Source organism: Psychrobacter sp. Marseille-P5312 (assembly GCF_900291405.1).
In the GTDB taxonomy this organism is placed as follows: Bacteria; Pseudomonadota; Gammaproteobacteria; order Pseudomonadales; family Moraxellaceae; genus Psychrobacter; species Psychrobacter celer.
Genome location: NZ_OLML01000001.1, coordinates 1,765,740 through 1,783,361, shown reverse-complemented (window position 1 = coordinate 1,783,361; position 17,622 = coordinate 1,765,740). Strand labels below are relative to the sequence as shown.

At 46.8% G+C, this 17,622-nt stretch carries 15 protein-coding genes and 1 tRNA gene; 4 read left to right on the top strand and 12 right to left on the bottom strand.

The annotated features are described in order from the left end of the window. Positions 1 to 13 precede the first annotated feature (13 nt). Entirely contained in the window at positions 14 to 793 is a 780-nt protein-coding gene (locus tag C6W44_RS07645) for a DUF4230 domain-containing protein (RefSeq protein ID WP_105244895.1), read from the bottom strand. A gap of 746 nt (positions 794 to 1,539) precedes the next feature. On the opposite strand from C6W44_RS07645, the gene C6W44_RS07640 reads away from it, so the two are divergent. After that, complete coding sequence (locus C6W44_RS07640) at positions 1,540 to 3,264, top strand: proline--tRNA ligase (protein WP_105244894.1); 1,725 nt, start codon at positions 1,540 to 1,542, stop codon at positions 3,262 to 3,264. A gap of 95 nt (positions 3,265 to 3,359) precedes the next feature. Here the strand turns inward: C6W44_RS07640 and queF are convergent, their stop codons facing one another. From queF to C6W44_RS07620, 4 genes are all read right to left on the bottom strand, one after another. After that, on the bottom strand, positions 3,360 to 4,229 hold the full coding sequence (gene queF, locus C6W44_RS07635; RefSeq protein WP_105244893.1) for an NADPH-dependent 7-cyano-7-deazaguanine reductase QueF: 870 nt from the start codon (positions 4,227 to 4,229) through the stop codon (positions 3,360 to 3,362). Positions 4,230 to 4,313: 84 nt separating this feature from the next. Further along, positions 4,314 to 5,087 (bottom strand): ABC transporter permease, encoded by a 774-nt coding sequence (locus tag C6W44_RS07630; protein ID WP_105246556.1) that lies wholly within the window; start codon positions 5,085 to 5,087, stop codon positions 4,314 to 4,316. A 47-nt stretch (positions 5,088 to 5,134) separates the two neighbouring features. After that, entirely contained in the window at positions 5,135 to 6,097 is a 963-nt protein-coding gene (locus C6W44_RS07625) for an ABC transporter ATP-binding protein (protein WP_105244892.1), read from the bottom strand. Positions 6,098 to 6,417: 320 nt separating this feature from the next. Further along, positions 6,418 to 7,086: a c-type cytochrome gene (locus C6W44_RS07620; protein ID WP_105244891.1), complete on the bottom strand. Its 669-nt coding sequence runs from the start codon at positions 7,084 to 7,086 to the stop codon at positions 6,418 to 6,420. Between the two features lie 301 nt (positions 7,087 to 7,387). On the opposite strand from C6W44_RS07620, the gene C6W44_RS07615 reads away from it, so the two are divergent. Then, positions 7,388 to 7,464, top strand: a tRNA-Arg gene (locus C6W44_RS07615). Positions 7,465 to 7,732: 268 nt separating this feature from the next. Here the strand turns inward: C6W44_RS07615 and C6W44_RS07610 are convergent. Then, complete coding sequence (locus C6W44_RS07610) at positions 7,733 to 8,095, bottom strand: hypothetical protein (RefSeq protein WP_105244890.1); 363 nt, start codon at positions 8,093 to 8,095, stop codon at positions 7,733 to 7,735. Positions 8,096 to 8,130: 35 nt separating this feature from the next. Here C6W44_RS07610 and C6W44_RS07605 point away from each other — a divergent pair, with 35 nt between their 5' ends. After that, a complete protein-coding gene (locus tag C6W44_RS07605) occupies positions 8,131 to 8,967 on the top strand; it encodes an SIR2 family NAD-dependent protein deacylase (protein ID WP_105244889.1) in 837 nt (278 codons plus the stop codon). A gap of 120 nt (positions 8,968 to 9,087) precedes the next feature. Here C6W44_RS07605 and C6W44_RS07600 read toward each other — a convergent pair whose 3' ends face one another. The 4 genes from C6W44_RS07600 to C6W44_RS07585 form a co-directional block, all read right to left on the bottom strand. After that, positions 9,088 to 10,086 (bottom strand): adenosine deaminase, encoded by a 999-nt coding sequence (locus C6W44_RS07600; RefSeq protein WP_105244888.1) that lies wholly within the window; start codon positions 10,084 to 10,086, stop codon positions 9,088 to 9,090. Between the two features lie 227 nt (positions 10,087 to 10,313). Next, positions 10,314 to 10,838 carry a TPM domain-containing protein gene (locus C6W44_RS07595; protein ID WP_105244887.1) on the bottom strand — a complete coding sequence of 175 codons (525 nt, stop codon included), beginning with the start codon at positions 10,836 to 10,838 and terminating at the stop codon, positions 10,314 to 10,316. Positions 10,839 to 10,894: 56 nt separating this feature from the next. Next, a complete protein-coding gene (locus tag C6W44_RS07590) occupies positions 10,895 to 12,049 on the bottom strand; it encodes a TPM domain-containing protein (RefSeq protein WP_105244886.1) in 1,155 nt (384 codons plus the stop codon). A gap of 156 nt (positions 12,050 to 12,205) precedes the next feature. Beyond that, entirely contained in the window at positions 12,206 to 12,838 is a 633-nt protein-coding gene (locus tag C6W44_RS07585; RefSeq protein WP_227526472.1) for a LemA family protein, read from the bottom strand. 858 nt (positions 12,839 to 13,696) lie between these two features. Between C6W44_RS07585 and C6W44_RS07580 the strand changes: the two genes are divergently transcribed. Further along, positions 13,697 to 15,256: an alanine/glycine:cation symporter family protein gene (locus C6W44_RS07580; protein ID WP_105244885.1), complete on the top strand. Its 1,560-nt coding sequence runs from the start codon at positions 13,697 to 13,699 to the stop codon at positions 15,254 to 15,256. A 182-nt stretch (positions 15,257 to 15,438) separates the two neighbouring features. Here the strand turns inward: C6W44_RS07580 and C6W44_RS07575 are convergent, their stop codons facing one another. Together C6W44_RS07575 and C6W44_RS07570 are read right to left on the bottom strand one after the other, a co-directional pair. After that, positions 15,439 to 16,071 (bottom strand): fasciclin domain-containing protein, encoded by a 633-nt coding sequence (locus tag C6W44_RS07575; protein WP_105246552.1) that lies wholly within the window; start codon positions 16,069 to 16,071, stop codon positions 15,439 to 15,441. 204 nt (positions 16,072 to 16,275) lie between these two features. Continuing rightward, positions 16,276 to 16,830: a fasciclin domain-containing protein gene (locus C6W44_RS07570; RefSeq protein ID WP_105244884.1), complete on the bottom strand. Its 555-nt coding sequence runs from the start codon at positions 16,828 to 16,830 to the stop codon at positions 16,276 to 16,278. Positions 16,831 to 17,622: the final 792 nt, after the last annotated feature.

Sequence of the window (17,622 nt, the reverse complement as noted above, 5' to 3'; positions counted from 1 at the left end):
GTCGACTGACGTGCTACGAGGGCAACTGACACGCGCCCGCGCCTTGGGTGGTCACCGTCACCACCGCGCCCGTCATGGCAAATAACTGCTGCAGCTGCGTCTGAGCGTTTTGCAAGGCAATATTCATCACATCACCGCGGCAGGCACGCTCTAGCACTTCTTTTTTTGCCATGGTCTGTGCTTGCGCAAGTATCTTTGGATCGACCTGCATCAACCCAAATGCGCCCGTCTGCCAGTCATAAATCTCAATATCATCCAGATATACTGAAAATATCTCTGACGGCGGTAAGGTGATATTGATTTGCGGCATCATGGCGGCGGTATTGGCGATTGTGGCCTGCGTGTCATTTTGAGCAGCTTTGCGCAGCGCTTCACTGTCAGTCGCTGGATCGGGCTGGATGACTTGCACCATCTCAGGCGTCAGCGCACTCAAATCTATGCCCGCATCGACTCGCCCGCGCGCGATAAACAGCCCCTTTTGTTCATCTTGCCACAGCTTCATCCAGCTGCCTTGCCGCTCGCTGGTAATCACTGTATCCACGCTAAAAGCCACCGTTTGTAGGCGGTTTAACTGCTGAATCTGCGTCACCACGCCCTCACGGCTGATGGTTTCGATAGGCGCTTCTTCACTTGCCGGCTGCATACTATAGATAGCAAACGCCAGCGCGGCCAAACCAATCAGCAATATCAGCCACGACATAAAGGCAATGGGCTTTTTTGTTGGTGGATTTGGCGCTGGATATTTGTTGTCGCGCGCGTTATCCGCAGGCGTTTTATTATCAGGATGATTCATTGACACCACCTTCAGTATTATCAGTTATATAGAGCAGATGAGTCCCTTAGCGACAGCGACTTAACAGCGCTTTTTATTGCCTCGCTATTATCAAATCGTACTTTTATCTCGCTGCGTAATACCACATGCCTATCTCATCCGCCTGTCTGTCTATAAATGCTACTAATCACCTATTACTTCAAGTAATAGCTACCAAGACGCAACATAACCTGCAACCAGATTATGAGTAAAAACACGCGCGCCATTTGCCATAAATCAGCTTAACACTGGTAAATAATCGAGTCTCAATAATCATCTGCCATTCTTTGACCGAAGTTACGGCTGAAAAAACAAAAAGTCATTGCGTCTTGGGCGAACTTTACCTAACATAGACAGATTGTATTGATAAAATGTCGGCACAGATTTATTGGTCAGGTTTTTTGCAGGATAGGTTTTCATCACACGTTTGGTGACTTTTTCAATTCCGATATGTCGCCGTCTACTCTATCGATACGTCAATCCAAATCTGCCCTTTTATTGTGAGAGCGGTTTTGTGACGATACTGCTTTACCAGTGTCTTTGCCGCAAAAGCGTAGTTGCCCGCGATTAGTGGTTAGAGACCAGTTGCGACACATTATCTACTAGGAAGCCCCTAGTTCATTGCTAAGTGATAAAGGTAAGCTTACGGCGTCCATGAAACGATAGCCCTATGCTCAACACCCCACTATTTCTTATTTTTTTATCGTTGATAAGGTTACGCTTTATTTATGAAAGCCAGTCAATTTTTATTTGCCACTCTAAAAGAAACCCCAAGCGACGCCGACATCGTCTCAAGCCAGTTGATGGTGCGCGCCGGTCTTATTCGCAAAATCGCCTCGGGGCTTTATATCTGGTTGCCCATGGGGCTACGCGTCTTGCAAAAGGTCGAACGTATTGTTCGTGAAGAGATGCAAAATGTAGGCGCTCAAGAGGTCCTGATGCCGATGACGCAGCCCGCTGAGCTGTGGCAGACCACCGGGCGTTTTGATGACTATGGTCCTGAGCTATTGCGCTTTAAAGACCGTCACGATCGGGATTTTGTGCTAGGCCCGACGCACGAAGAGGTCATCACCAATCTGGCCCAAGGCGAGCTCCGCAGCTATAAGCAGCTACCGATTACCTTCTTTCAGATCCAAGGGAAATTCCGCGACGAGATTCGTCCCCGCTTTGGTGTGATGCGCGCGCGTGAGTTCACCATGAAAGACGCCTACTCGTTCCATGTCGATCAAGTTTCGCTCGCAAAGACTTATCATGATATGTATGAGGCTTATACGCGTATCTTCACCCGCTTAGGCTTAGACTTCCGTGCGGTACAAGCGGATACCGGCTCTATCGGCGGCTTTGCCTCGCATGAGTTTCATGTGTTGGCTGACAGCGGTGAAGATGATATCGCTTTTTCTGACTCCTCAGACTATGCGGCCAACGTCGAGCTTGCCGAATCTATCTCATTTAATATGGCTGAACGCCAACCGCCAAAGCAAGAGCGCGAAGACGTGCTCACCGAAGGCATGACCACTTGTAAGATGGTGGCGGAACACTTAGATATTCCGCTTGCCAATACCGTCAAAACCTTGATCGTCCATGGTCATAAAGAAGATGGCACACCGCAGCTGATTGCGGTGGTACTACGCGGAGACCATCAGCTTAATACCATCAAAGCTGAGAAAATCGAAGAAGCCAACGTACCATTGACCCTGGCCTCTGATGAAGAGCTAAAAGCCGCTGGCCTGCATAAAGGCTATATCGGTGTGGATTTGGATATGCCGGTATTTGTCGATCGCTCAGCGGCGACCTTGTCAGACTTTGTGGCAGGCGCGAATAAAGTGAATAAACATACCATCGGCATGAACTGGGCACGTGATGCGAGCATTACGCGTATCGTTGATGTGCGAAATGTGCAAGAAGGCGACCCTTCTCCTGATGGTAAAGGCACGCTCAAAATCAAACGCGGCATCGAAGTCGGTCATATCTTCCAGTTGGGCGATAAATACTCACAAGCGATGAACGCAACCGTCTCTGGTGAAGATGGCAAGCCTGTGACCATGATGATGGGCTGTTATGGTATCGGCGTCAGCCGTATCATCGCAGCAGCCATCGAGCAAAATAACGACGAAAACGGCATCATGTGGCCACAAACGCCGACCGTTGAGGACTCGATTGCGCCTTTTGAAGTTGCTATCATTCCGATGAAATCTAAAGAAGAAACCGTCATGCAAACGGCCACTGCGTTATACGAAGAGCTAAAAGCGCAGGGCGTCAACGTATTGCTAGACGACCGTAACGAGCGTCCAGGGGTCAAGTTTGCCGATCTTGAGCTGATTGGTATCCCGCATCGCATCGTGGTCTCTGACCGTAACTTGGCCGAAGGCAAATTTGAGTACGTCAATCGCCGTGAATCAGAAAAACAAATGCTCAGCCGCGAAGAAGTCATGGCAAAAGTAAGTAGCAAATAGTTTTATTAGTAAAACTTATGCAATAAAAAGCGCCTGTCTTATTCAATAAGATAGGCGCTTTTTTTGTATCAGCCAAGCTATTTTAAACGATGGCTCTATTGACGCAGCAAACGACTCGGCGTCGGCAACAAACTCATATCACTGACGCGGCAAGGATTGATATCGATACCGCCGCGGCGGGTGTACCACGCGCGAACCATCAATGCGCGTGGCTGATAGTGTTGGCTCAAGTCAGCAAATATCTGCTCGACGCACTGCTCATGAAAACCATTGTGCTGACGGAAGCTTAAGAGGTAGCGCAGCAGATTGGCCGTATGAATGGGCTGCTCCGTTGTGATTGACACAACTAATGTACCCCAATCTGGCTGGTTGGTCACCGGACAGTTACTACGCAGCAAATTAGAATAAAAACAATAAGGCTGAGTGCCATCACTTATCACACTCTCACCACGCGCCTCTGCTTTATCACGCAGCAATGACGCATCGGGATGCGCACACAGTGTTACCTTCTCGCTACTATTTAACAAGGCATCATCAATACAGACGCCATCAGGCTGAGCAATATGTAGCCCTGATGTTTCATCATCTAAGCGAAACAACTCAACGGTTACCTGAGCTTGCACACAGGCTGATAAGTCTTTGGCTATCAGCGCTTGCACCTCGTCCCAGCTGGCAAACTCGGTAAAATTTAGGCTGTTTAAGTAAAGCTTCAACGATTTTGACTCGACAATAAATGGCGAGCTGGCAGGAATACCAAAGCGCGCAATGGCAACTTGCGAGACGCCTTGCTTATTTAACCAAGACATCTCAAAGGCTTGCCACCAGTCCACCCCCACCGCTAATTTATCGTCTTGCCAACCAATCGCGTCACGACCCAGACTGCGCGCAATCGGATATAGCGTCTCTGGACTATACTGCGTCGGATAATCGGTGGTTTGCTCACCTAAGATGCCATGTATGCTCATTTACTTTCCTACTATTTAATCGTTAAACCCTAACTGCTCAACCGACAGCGCTTTGAGCATCGCTATCGCTTCACACGCTGACCATCACAAGCGCACGCGTGAGCCATTATTCAACAAACGATAAGCGATGGTATAAAATATCGCACAGAATACAAAAATCGCCGCCATCGAGTACCAAACGTTGACATCAGAATACCCTAAGATCCCATAACGGAACGAATTCACCATATAGACAATCGGGTTCAATAACGAGACGTTTTGCCAAAACGGTGAGAGGTTTTCCATCGAATAAAACACCCCGCCCAGATAAGTAAGCGGCGTCAATACAAAGCTTGGAATGATAGAGATGTCATCAAACGAGCGAGCGAATACCGCGTTGATAAAACCGCCTAATGAAAACAAAGTCGAGGTGCCAAGGACGGTAAACACCGTGACAAACAAGTGCTCGATACCCAAATCGGTAAAAAACAACGCCACAATCGAGACAATCAAACCGATCGCCAGCCCGCGGAAAATACCACCACTGATATACCCCATCAAAATCGCATGCTTGGAGACCGGTGAGACCAAAAGCTCCTCAATACTGGCGGTAAACTTGGCGCTAAAAAAGCTTGAGACAACGTTGGAGTAACTGTTGGTGATAATCGCCATCATGATTAGACCAGGCACGATAAACTGCATATACGGCACCCCGCCCATCTCACCGACACGTGAGCCGATCATCTTACCAAAGATGACAAAATACAGGCTCATGGTAATGACAGGTGGCAGTAGGGTCTGCGGCCAGATACGTAGGATTCGGCGCACCTCTTTTAGCCAGATGGTACGAAAAGAGATCCATCTTTTATTCCACGACATGGTTTTGTGATAGTCGATACTCTGATCTCGATCAACGGCCTTTTGACTCATAATCCCGCCTCCTTCATACTGTCTGCACTTTGAATGTTTTTTTCTACCAAGCGCATAAATAGCTCTTCTAAGCGGTTGGCTTTGTTGCGCATACTGGCCACCGTAATGCCTTGAGCAGATAATTGGTTAAACACACCATTTAACGACTCGCCTTCTGTTAAGGTTACCTCTAGGGTCTGCTCATCTGGCTGCGACAACCCTGTCACCCCATTCAGCTCTAGCGGCTGGATCAACGGGGTTTCAAGATCAAAAACAAATGTCTCCACCGATAATTGAGCGAGCAAATCTTTCATTTCGGTATTGATGCGTATCTCACCATGATCCAAAATCGCAATGCGTTTACACAACTGCTCTGCTTCTTCAAGATAGTGAGTGGTCAAGATAATGGTGGTTTTTTCTTCGATATTGATCTGCTGCATAAACTCCCACATAGATCGGCGCAGCTCGATATCGACCCCAGCCGTCGGCTCATCCAAAATCAATAGTTTTGGTTTGTGAATCAAAGCACGAGCAATCATCAGACGACGTTTCATCCCGCCAGATAGCTCGCGTGATTTACTGTTGCGCTTATCCCACAGCCCAAGCGCGGTCAACAAACGCTTGGCTCTTGGACGAGCTTCTTTGGCCGGGATACCAAAATACCCTGCTTGCGTAATCAAGATATCTTGGACTTTTTCAAATTGATTAAAATTAAACTCTTGCGGCACCACGCCAAGATACTGCTTGGCCAGCGCTGGGTTTTCGAGCAAATCGGTGCCAAAGATTTTGACACTACCAGTGGTGGGTTTAAAAAGTGAGCTAATAATGCCAATCATCGTTGACTTACCAGCACCGTTTGGCCCCAGCAGCGCAAAAAAACCACCCTGCGGGACGGTTAAACTGACATCTTTGAGTGCCGAAAACCCATTACCATAGGTTTTGGATAAATTCTGGATAGCAAGTGCTGGTACCTCAGACATGAATACCTCTTTATTGATTATCGATGTAAAAGCGTTTGAGAAGAGAAAAACAGCTAAATGAGACGATGTAATCTCATAAAATGAGGCTACTAGGGTCGGATTTCAACGGTGCTATACCAGAACCATCCGTTTGATAATACTCATCATAAAAAAAACGCCTACCTCATAAAATGAAATAGGCGAGTTATGGGCTTTATACATATAGCTTACAGATACATATAGTTTGCGGCAAGTCGCTCACGACAAGTCAATAGACCGTGACAGGTTACGGGTGCCTATTTAATCTACATCAGACACCCCAAGCCGATAAAAGCAAATGCTTAGCTTGCTTCATCAACCATATAATCGACAGCGTTTTGGACTTCTTCATCAGGGATATCCGCACCGCCTTTGGCAGGCATGGCGTTAAAGCCATTGATGGCATGGGTATATAGGGTGTCTTTACCTTTTGAGATACGTGGACCCCATGCGCCAACATCGCCTAACACAGGTGAGCCAAGCAGGCCTGCACCGTGACATGTCTGACATACCGCATTATACACAGCTTTGCCGTCGCGAGGACCATCGCCAGCGGCTGGGCCAGCGGCGCGCGGGGTCACGTCACACACTTCGTCGTCTTCGAAACAGACTTTGGCAACTGGCTGAATACGAGCAATCAAGTTTGGATATAGCGCGATCAGCTTTTGCACTTGCGGCGTATCTTGTGGAATCTCTTCTTCGGCGGCAGGTGCGGCAGCGGCAGTTTCTACTGCGTCATCTGCTTGACCATCTTCTGAGGCCGCAGCATCAGTCGCAGCATCGCCATCAGTGGTATCTGCAGCAGCTTGTGGGTCATCGCCCAACTGCTCAGGTGCGTTTTCTACCACTTCCTGCGCTTCTGCTACATCAGAGACAGTCACAGGCGTGTCGACAACACTTTCAGCTTGGCTCACCGCGATACTAGCGATTCCTAGAATGGCAGCTGCCGATAACATAACTACTTTTCTCATTCGTCACGTTCTCTTATTACGTATACAAAGGCTGGCAGGGCTTGGACATTCTGTCTGTCCTCCTTTGACGACCGCTCGTCATCAATAGCAAACAGCCATCCCGCGTGCCAGCACACTTGCAATCGGTGATTATAAATATGAATTCTCCCTGACATTATAAGGGAAAAGGCGGGTAGATTGCCATGCTTGTTTGATGACTATCCTGTTTTTTCTTAAAAAACCTCAATCTCTGCCTTCGTTTATTGGCTTTCTGACTTTTATTTGTTAGACTAAGCGGTCTTGATTTTTAAGTCTGTTTTATGCGCTCGTAGCTCAGTTGGATAGAGTATCGGTTTCCGAAGCCGAGGGTCGTGGGTTCGATTCCCGCCGAGCGCACCAATCACTATGTTTCACCCTTCCTCAGCATTACCTAAAACCTCTAAAGCCCTTTAATATCAAAACTTCAAGTCTTTTGATGTTATTTATCATGACCTAGTAGCCTCTATCAAGTGTTGTTAAATTTACTCGCAGCCTCTCGCTTGTTATTCGTCACGTGACTATTTAATTAAGCCGCCTCTTTTAAACGGTCAACTTGTTAAACGGCCAGCTCTAAGAAACTTTCTTTTAGAATACCCACTTGCTCTTTATCCACTGATACAAGCGCCGCCTACTCTGCCTCTTGCAAATGAGTAGCGAGCTGGGCGCGGCTGGGCACGCGGTGATAATTAATCACAGGTACTTCACCCAAACGACGCTTACCTTCAGCAATTTTTTTATCAATGGTAATCATCGCGATTTTTTTGCCTTGTTTACAGATGAGCAAATGCTTGGCTTTACGCGTGACTTGATAATCAGGAAAAAACTGCTTAAACAGCACTGAGGTTTTTTGTAGCGCGTCATTAGAGGGCAGCTGGTTTGACTGCTTACCACTGCGCCCTGTGTTCGTCTTTGCGCCACGTGATTTTGCCAATAGCCACAAGGCGGCAATCACAGTGAAGAGTATGACAAGCCACCACATTCCGTCTATCATAAGAAAACATATCCATCATTAATAAGGGTTGGCTCATGTTAGCAGAATTAACACCCGCACTCATAACAGAAGTACAGCGTGCAGCACAACTGTTGAAATCGAAATCACGTATTTGCATTTTGACTGGGGCTGGTATTTCTGCAGAAAGCGGCATCCCAACGTTTCGAGATAAGCAAACAGGGTTATGGGAAAACTACGGCGTCGAGGATTTGGCAACCCCTGAGGCCTTTACTCGTGATCCAAAGCTTGTATGGTCGTGGTATCAGTGGCGCAGGCAGTTGGTAGCTGATAAAGCACCAAACCCAGCTCATCATGCATTGGCTCAATGGCAGTATCATGCGCAAACCTCCGATCAAACAGTGACACTCATCACCCAAAATGTCGATGACTTGCATGAACAAGCGGGTAGCTCGGTGACTCATCTACATGGGCATCTGTGGCGCAACCGCTGTGGTCAGTGTAATGCGCCCTATCAGGAGCAATCAAGCGCCGCATCCGACCATCAAGACACTATGCAAAACACTATGAGCGTTAATACGCGTCTCGATATGAGCTTTGACAATACCCTACTCACCTGTCCGCATTGCGGTGGTTATATCAGACCAGATATCGTTTGGTTTGGCGAAGCCCTACCTGTACAGGCTTGGCAGACTGCCGAAGAAGCTGCGGCTAATTGCGAGGTGTTTATCAGTATCGGTACCTCAAGCCTCGTCTATCCTGCTGCGGGATTGGCGCAGTTAGCCAAACAAAACGGCGCGCAAGTTATGGAGATAAATCCCAATCCCACACCAAACACCATCGTCGATATCACATTTGCAGAAAAAGCAGGCGTGATACTGCCGCCGCTGATAGAAGCGATTACTGATTTATAAGTGCGGCCAGTGATATCGTTGAGTCCAAATAAATCAGATACGTCGCTATCAAGTCGCGCAATAAAAAGGGGGAGCGCGTTATATAAAGCGCTCCCCCTTTTTTGACATCGTGAGCCGTGCTTATTGCAGCGCAAGATCCACTCGTGCCAAATACGCTCGTTTTAGATCATCGTCTATGAATGACGCTCTAAAGGAGTTTTTTACCAAAGTGACGATATTGTCTTCTGTCAGCGGCAAGTTTTCTACCAGATTGATAAAGTTTTGATTGATATAGCCTTTAAAATACGCAGGGTCGTCAGAGTTAACGCTGACATTTAGCCCATAGTCTAACAGCGTTTTTATATTGTGATCTTGATAGCTCTCAAACACCTTAAGCTCGATATTTGAATTCGGGCATACGGTCAGCGGCATTTGCTCCGCTTTTAGGCGCTGCATCAGCGCCGCGCTATGTATCGCCTGCACGCCGTGATCGATCCTGTCACTGCGCAAAACGTCTAACGCCTCATAAATATAAGAAAAATCTGCCTCTTCGCCAGCATGGGCGACCACTTTGAAGCCAGCGGCTTTGGCCTGTCTAAACACTTCTGTAAACTTAGACGGCGGATTGCCCAGCTCGAATGAGTCAAGCCCCACTCCGACGATATCATCTTTGAATGCCATGGCCGCCTCTAGAGTTTCAAATGCTGCGTCTTGCGACAAATGCCGTAAAAAACACATGATGATACAAGAGCTGATACCGTACTCAGCCTTGGCATCTGCCAGCGCTGATTTGATACCATTAATGACGGTTGCAAACTCAACACCTCTTTCGGTATGGGTCTGCGGGTCAAAAAATATCTCGGTATGAATGACGTTGTCTTCGACACACTTTAGGATATAGGCCCACGTCAAATCATAAAAGTCCTGTTGGGTGATAAGGACGTTGGCACCAGCATAATAGATATCTAAAAAGGTTTGTAGGTTGGTAAAGTTATAGGCGCGGCGGACGTCGTCTATGTCTTTATAAGGTATTTGGATGTCGTTTTTTTGCGCCAATCGAAACATCAGCTCAGGCTCGAGCGAGCCTTCGATGTGCAAATGTAGCTCAGCTTTTGGCAGTTTTTTTATTAATTCAATCATAATATCTCAGTAAGGGCGGTTTGTCTTAGGACAGACGATATTATATTTGAATTGACGCAAAAACCCTATAGACAAACCCTACAGGTGAATAGGTGAGCAGCACAGCGCTTTAAGAATTTAACAAAAGCCTGCTCAGTAAAAGCTCCTAAGTGAAAACATTTAGTAAAAATGCTTAGGGCGTGTTGATCAGGCCTTTTTTAAAAACTAGCAAGTAAAAAATAGCAAACTTACTTCAAATACACCACTGTATCAGACAGCTCGTTGCCTGCAGGGTCATGCTCGAGATGATAATACTGCCGCAGCACTTGCCCCACCTCATCTAACAGCTCAAGCAAGCTTTCTTCTGTTTTTTGGTTGGCAATACCAGCGACAGCTTTGTCACACATGGCGCGCCACACTGTCGGGCTGACATGGGCGCTGATGCCACGATCTGCCACAATCTCTAAACTGTGCTCACAGATATTGACATAGACCAGCACGCCTGTGTTTTCTTCGGTATCCCACACACGGTACTCACTAAACAAATCAATGGCGCGCTCACGGCAGCCTATATGATAAGCCTGCTGAATAGGAAGGTGGTTTTCGATAATCAAAAATACCTCGCCGCGATGGCCACGCTCCGCGCTGGTTACTTTTGCTGTCAAGCGCGCTTTGGCAGCCGCTGTCAGCCACTTGCTGTGCATCAAAGGCACAAACAAGACTTGGCGCCACCAGCGGGCAAAGCTGGGATGTGCAGTATTGTTTTCTGCCATTATATTACTTCCTCAAATACGTCGTTGCTCACGATTGTTTTTTTCATTGTATAAGGCTACCAAGAGCCACCGGCACCGCCGCCGCCAAAGCCACCACCGCCGCCGAAGCCGCCGCCACCAAAACCACCACCACCGAAGCTGCCGCCACTACCACCGCCCATGCCCGGTAAGAAAATCATGCCACCACCGCCGCCGCGGCCACCACGGCCACCACGGCCACCGCCTGAGCCACGTGAGATAAGGAACATCCACAAAAATATCGCCATAATGACGGTCATAAAAAACCCGCCACCCAGCGCCAGTGAGCCTGCAAAAAAGCCGCCAGCCGTCAGGATAGAGCCAAACACACGGCCAAATATGTTGGTGATAAAACTACCGAAAATCATCGCCATGATAAACAAAAAGATCGGCGATGGTACCTCATCACCTCCCTGCTGCGCACTACGCTCTGCTGCTTGGGCATCGGCACGCGCCAGCACCTCAGGATCAGCGCTCAGGCGTGTCTTTAGCGCGTCTACCCCTGCCAATATACCAGCGCCATAATTGTTTTGTTTAAACAAAGGGGTGATGTCTTCTCGAATGATGCGATTGACCGCAGCATCAGGCAACACGCCCTCAAGCCCATAACCGGTCAAAATATACATATTACGGTCATTGACCGCGACAACCATCAGCAAACCATCATCGATATCTTCGTCGCCCAGCTGCCATTTTTCTGCCACTTGTAACGCATAGTCAAATATCGGCAGCCCGTTGGTCGTCGGTACAATCACAACCGCCGCCTGCGCCAGACCTTGCTGATAGATGCTCTTAAGCTGCGCCTCTAAGCGCTGTTTTTCTTGCGGGTTTAAGATATTAGCTTGATCCACCACAGGCGAGTTTAGGATCAGTTTGTCAGCATCGACGCTTTTGGCGCTTGATTGTATTGGCGCAGCAGTCGTTTGCGCTGCATTAGAATTGATAGCGTCATTGCTAAGAATGGTTTCGTTGATCGCCTCATTCCCCAATACTGCCTCATTAATGGTTTCATTGGATTCGCCTGCTTTGGCAATTGCCACCAATTCTTCGACACTGCGGCTCTGCACGTTTGAGCCATTATCTACAGCGACCGCACTATCAGCAGCGTCGTTGGGCGCGGCGTGCAGCATCGGTGCACCGCCCAGACTCAGTGTAAATAGTAATACTGATAAGATTGCTTTTGAATGATTCATCTAATCTATACCACCTTAAGTGACCGCTGTACTTATTGTAAAATTATAAAACACTAAAATTTAGGCTCGTAAAATTCTGGGTCATAAACACCAGTGCCACAACCCCTAAAACAAATAAAGCGGTCAACACCGCTTTATTTTATGGCGACTTAGAAGCTACTCAACGCTCGTGTTCGCCGAGTCACCAAAATCGACGCTTGGCGCAGTCGAAATGGCTTCTTCGTCGGTCACGCTAAAGTTTGGCTTAGTATCCATTCCAAATACTTTGGCAGTGATATTGGTCGGGAACTGACGCACGGTGGTGTTATAACCCTGCACTTCTTGGATATAACGGTTGCGCGCGACGGCGATACGGTTTTCTGTGCCTTCTAGCTGAGCTTGTAAATCTTGAAATAACGCATCTGACTTGAGCTCAGGATAGCGCTCAGACACTGCCATCAAACGCGACAGCGCCCCTGTCATCTGCTCTTGGGCGGCGGCGTAACGCTCCATCGCTTCTGGGTCGTTTAGCACCTCTGGCGTAACGGCAATGCTGCCGGCACGCGCGCGCGCTTCGGCCACTTGAGTAAACACTTCTTGCTCTTGCTCAGCATACTGCTGTACCACTTTGACTAAGTTTGGCACCAAATCTGCGCGGCGCTGATACTGGTTGACCACCTCTGACCACGATGCAGTCACCTGCTCATCTTGCGCTTGCAAATTATTATAGCCACAGCCGCTGAGGCCGGCACTAGACGTCGCTAGTACCGCTGCTATCAGCATGGGTTTTACCATAGATTTACGTGTCATCATTTCTCTCCTAATTTCATTTTTTGCGCTACCTGTTCACGTCTATTCCGCGTCTATTTTTATCATTATAGCTTATAAGATATGGTAGTAATAATGGCGCTATCGTACTGCTTTTACAATTCATCGTTACCAAAACACAACCGCGATGCCGCTGGTAAGCAGACGCCTGTATCGTTTTTTAACAAAAAGCTTCTGCTAGGATAAACACAAACATAGGTCTACTCCCTTGCCACCCTAGAAAAAGCAGCTTTCTTAAATATGGATATATACGCTTATATATAAAGAAAATTCTAGTAATTAATAGAAAAATATGGCAAATTGCAGTTACGTAGCCGTACGGTTTGAATACATTTGGTAGTGGACATATGGTTCTTTTAGTATTAGCAGCCCATCGATAGCTTGATAAAAACGTTGACAAACTGCGTAATACTTACTAAACAGATTTGTTTGTTATTGGTTCAATACCCTGTCATTGCACCGTGCTGCTCATAGCAAGTCCCGCTATCAGTTTGATGGCTATTTAATTATATAACCGCCTGTTTTGTTTGTGGGTCTACTTATAACGTATCTGAGCGCTTGGTCATTTATGCCGTGCCTTATGCTCAGACAGCAATAAATCGTAGCCGTGACTGATGTGATACAGATAGCGGCGAGCAGTAGAATGATTTGCTGATCAGCCCTACGGACAAATACAGACAACTACAGTCCATTCTTAGTGGTGACACAACGTATGAGACTGCGCTAGCACAGGTAAGTCGATGCTGATAATTTAACTGCTTAACTTGAATAAGTAAGTTAACCAGTTAGTTTACGCCTAGCATACAGCGCCACTTTGAGACAGTACTAGGAATACATGGTATGGAAGGTTTAGTCAGTTTAGCAAATGGAATTATTTGGAGCCCAGCGCTGGTATATTTATGCCTAGGCGCCGGGCTTTTTTATTCTATAATGACGCGCTTTGTGCAAGTGCGTTTATTCGGCGAGATGTTAAGACTGTTGTTTAAAGGCAAACCAGACAATGATGGTATCTCATCATTTCAGGCACTTGCCGTCTCACTCGCAGGCCGCGTTGGTATGGGTAACATCGCTGGGGTGGCAGCCGCGATCGGCTTCGGTGGCCCAGGTGCGGTATTTTGGATGTGGATCGTGGCATTCTTGGGCGCATCTACCGCGTATGTCGAATCGACTTTGGGTCAAATCTATAAAGAGCGCGACGTCGTTACTGGCGAATATCGCGGTGGCCCTGCATATTACTTCGAACGTGCCCTTGGCCAAAAATGGTATGGTATCTTATTCGCCATAGCCTCTATCGTCGCTTGTGGTGTGTTCTTACCTGGCGTACAGGCCAACGGTGTCATCAACGCTGTCGCGCAGGTCGCAGGTGAAGGCTCGGCGATGACTCTAGCTGGCATAGAGACGGGTACCACGCGCCTGATCGCTCTTGCTATCATTTTGGTGGTTTTAGGCTTTATCATCTTTGGTGGTATCAAGCGTATCGCAACCTTTACTGAGTATGCGGTACCATTTATGGCACTAGGCTACATTATCCTAGCTCTACTTATCATGTTGACCAATTTCAGCATGATCCCGCAAGTATTTGGCGCAATCATTGGTGATGCCTTTACTGCTCAAGCAGGCTTTGGTGCTGCCATTGGTTGGGGCGTAAAACGTGGTATTTACTCAAACGAAGCAGGTCAAGGTACAGGTCCTCACGCCGCCTCTGCCGCTGCGGTCGATCACCCAGCTCAGCAAGGTTTGGTACAAGCGTTTTCAGTCTATGTAGATACCTTGCTTGTTTGTTCTGCCACTGCTTTTATGATCTTATCAACTGGCATGTACAACATCCAAGGCGAGCTGGCTGAAGGGCAGTTTATCGTCCAAAACGTCGCCGCTGATGTTGAGATCAACTCTCCATCATTCACCCAAATGGCGATGGAGTCTGTCTACGGCAACTTTGGTGACACCTTTATTGCTGTCGCGGTATTCTTCTTTGCCTTCACCACTATCTTGGCGTACTACTATATCGCGGAAGTCAATATCTCATACCTAACCCGCTCAATGGGTAAAGGCGCGAGTAAGACAGGTCAGTTTATCGTGAAGCTCGTTATCATGTTTATGGTAGCTTACGGCGCGCTCAACAGCTCAGGCTACATCTGGGGCCTCGGCGATGTTGGTGTTGGTCTTATGGCATGGCTCAACATCGTTGGTATCATCGTTATCTTCTTTGTGGCACGTCCTGCTATCGATATTTTGCGAGACTATGAAGCCCAGCTCAAAGCAGGCGGCGGTACTACTTCTAATAGGTTTACCTTTGATCCTAAGAAATTTGGTATCAAAAACGCCACTTATTGGGAAGAGCGCCATCTAAAAGGGCAACAAAGAGTGAATGCGGACCCATTACATAAAGAGCCTAAATAATCGCTCGATTGTATTGAGTCTTAACAATAAAAAAAACCCGAGACCAGTGTCTCGGGTTTTTTTAGCCGTTATTTGACTGCATTATCTTTAATACTTATCCATAAAAACGCTTTAGGCTAAAAGAGCTGGCAGCTACTTAAAAAGCCGCCTTTAATACACTTAAAAATGATATAACGCTGCGATTACTTGGGCAATAAAACGGTATCAATCACATGTACGACCCCATTAGTCGCCATCATATCCGTACCGACGATATTAGCCGTATTACCATTTTCATCAGTGATAACATTGGCTTCACTGATAGAAATCGTCGCACCATTGGCGGTTTCGATGTCTGTACCATACGGGATATCAGCGGCTTTTACGACCGTTGGAACCACATGGTATGGCAGTACACTTTTGAGTGTTTCTTGATCCGCCAGTAGCTCCTCTTTTGTGATGCCCAGCTTGGTCAGCAATGCCCCAAATGCCTCATCTGTCGGTGCAAATACGGTGTACTTATCCTCAGCCATTAGCATAGAGTCGAGCCCAGCCGCTTGCAGCGCTGCGGTCAAGACTGTCAGGTTTTCATTGCTGGCAGCCATCTCTCCAATGGTTTGCGTCGCGGCCATCTCACCCATAGCGTCCGTTTCGGCCATCGTCTCAGTATCAGCCATTGGCTCTGTCATCTCTACAGGCTCGCTCATGGTTTCTGTTGTTTCTGTAGTGGTATCAGGCTCGACCACCGGCTCGGTCACAGTTTCAGTATCATTACAAGCAGCCAGTGATACTGCGGCGGTAACGACAGCGATAGATAATAGATTCCTTTTTAACATGATGCTTCCTTTATTTAACGGGTAGAGTTTTGGTTGTTTGATTAATAGCAACTTTATAAATAGCAGTCTCAATAAAAGCTGGATAAATATAAGCTGAATAATAGGATTGGGCGGGATGCGAGAGTCCAGACCATCACTGCGCTGATAACGTTTGTCGCGTATAAGCACAGCGCACATGGTCGTGACGGCCATCAATGTTTATGGTTATTTGGGCATCAACACACGATCCACCACATGTATTACCCCATTGCTCGCCGCAATATCGGTTTTGATGATATTGATGGTACGACCCATTTCATCCATCAGCTGCCCTTTTGGCGTCACCATCAGCGTATCCTTACTCACGGTCGTGACATTGCCTGGTTTGACATCTTTGGCGTACATGGCCATATTGCCATTGATTACGTGATAGCCTAAGATTTTGGTCAGTAATGGCTTGTTGGCAAATAGCTGCTCTTTTGTCATGCCAGTTTCTTTTAATGCCTGCATAAAGGCGGCATTGGTTGGCGCAAATACCGTATAGTGAGCATTGGGATTAGATAAAGCACCGGCCAAATCTGCTGCTACGACCGCTTCTACCAATAACGAAAAATCAGAATTGCTTTGTGCGATTTGCACGACGTTCATTTTTTTCATAGATTGGCTGTGCATCGGCGCTTTCATCTGCGCGCTTTTGGTCGGCATCATGTTATTACAGGCACTAAGACCAGCGATTGAAACGGCCAATGTACCTATCGTAGCGATTTTAGAGAATTTCATATAAACATCCTTGATTATGAATTTTGTCAGATTGGTGATTTACTCATAAGGCCTGCTAATCCATAAGCCACTACTACCCTTTATTGATATTACCAACGTCAGATACTTATATAGCAATGAATGTATAGCAATAAATAAAAATGACGGTGTGCTGCACAATACCTATTGGATAACATAACACGCTACTTTGTTTATCCACTCTTTACGATATCTACTGATATGACAACTGATTGACAAACCGCATTTTGATAAACCACATTGTCAAAAGGCTTGTTAGTATTACTTATAAAATGCAAATCCTTATGTATACAAATTAACATATGGCAATCATTCATCTATCCATATTTACGCTATTTTTTGTGCGATGGATGTAAGTTTTGTCAGTTTTTTGGGCAGGTTTTTAAGTTTCCATGGTCAAAATCAAAGCTTTATGTAATCTTTAAGCGAAATGATATTCATTTGTACCGCCTTATCAAATGGCCTAAACTGCTATCAGCTCAAACATCACCGCTCAGCTGATAAGTGTTATAGTCGATACACTCTAAAAATGTCATAGCGCTACTGGGATGCTATTTTTAAACGTAGGTTGCGCAGCCTCTGGGAACGCAGCACGCAAGTAAAATTTATACCAGTAGCGCGTTTAAATCCATAACAGTTTTACATTCAGCTAACTATATGAGGGCGTGATTCTTGTGCAGCGTTTGATCACTCATGCTTAAACGCTTTATTATCATATGACACAAAGGAATATCGGCCTGCCCGTGTGCGATAGATTTTTCATGCTAAAATAAT

Coding starts and splice junctions, on each gene's coding strand:
- C6W44_RS07645 (WP_105244895.1), bottom strand. CDS start 793: ATGAATCATCCTGATAATAAAACGCCTGCGGATAACGCGCGCGACAAC.
- C6W44_RS07640 (WP_105244894.1), top strand. CDS start 1,540: ATGAAAGCCAGTCAATTTTTATTTGCCACTCTAAAAGAAACCCCAAGC.
- queF (WP_105244893.1), bottom strand. CDS start 4,229: ATGAGCATACATGGCATCTTAGGTGAGCAAACCACCGATTATCCGACG.
- C6W44_RS07630 (WP_105246556.1), bottom strand. CDS start 5,087: ATGTCGTGGAATAAAAGATGGATCTCTTTTCGTACCATCTGGCTAAAA.
- C6W44_RS07625 (WP_105244892.1), bottom strand. CDS start 6,097: ATGTCTGAGGTACCAGCACTTGCTATCCAGAATTTATCCAAAACCTAT.
- C6W44_RS07620 (WP_105244891.1), bottom strand. CDS start 7,086: ATGAGAAAAGTAGTTATGTTATCGGCAGCTGCCATTCTAGGAATCGCT.
- C6W44_RS07610 (WP_105244890.1), bottom strand. CDS start 8,095: ATGATAGACGGAATGTGGTGGCTTGTCATACTCTTCACTGTGATTGCC.
- C6W44_RS07605 (WP_105244889.1), top strand. CDS start 8,131: ATGTTAGCAGAATTAACACCCGCACTCATAACAGAAGTACAGCGTGCA.
- C6W44_RS07600 (WP_105244888.1), bottom strand. CDS start 10,086: ATGATTGAATTAATAAAAAAACTGCCAAAAGCTGAGCTACATTTGCAC.
- C6W44_RS07595 (WP_105244887.1), bottom strand. CDS start 10,838: ATGGCAGAAAACAATACTGCACATCCCAGCTTTGCCCGCTGGTGGCGC.
- C6W44_RS07590 (WP_105244886.1), bottom strand. CDS start 12,049: ATGAATCATTCAAAAGCAATCTTATCAGTATTACTATTTACACTGAGT.
- C6W44_RS07585 (WP_227526472.1), bottom strand. CDS start 12,838: ATGACACGTAAATCTATGGTAAAACCCATGCTGATAGCAGCGGTACTA.
- C6W44_RS07580 (WP_105244885.1), top strand. CDS start 13,697: ATGGAAGGTTTAGTCAGTTTAGCAAATGGAATTATTTGGAGCCCAGCG.
- C6W44_RS07575 (WP_105246552.1), bottom strand. CDS start 16,071: ATGTTAAAAAGGAATCTATTATCTATCGCTGTCGTTACCGCCGCAGTA.
- C6W44_RS07570 (WP_105244884.1), bottom strand. CDS start 16,830: ATGAAATTCTCTAAAATCGCTACGATAGGTACATTGGCCGTTTCAATC.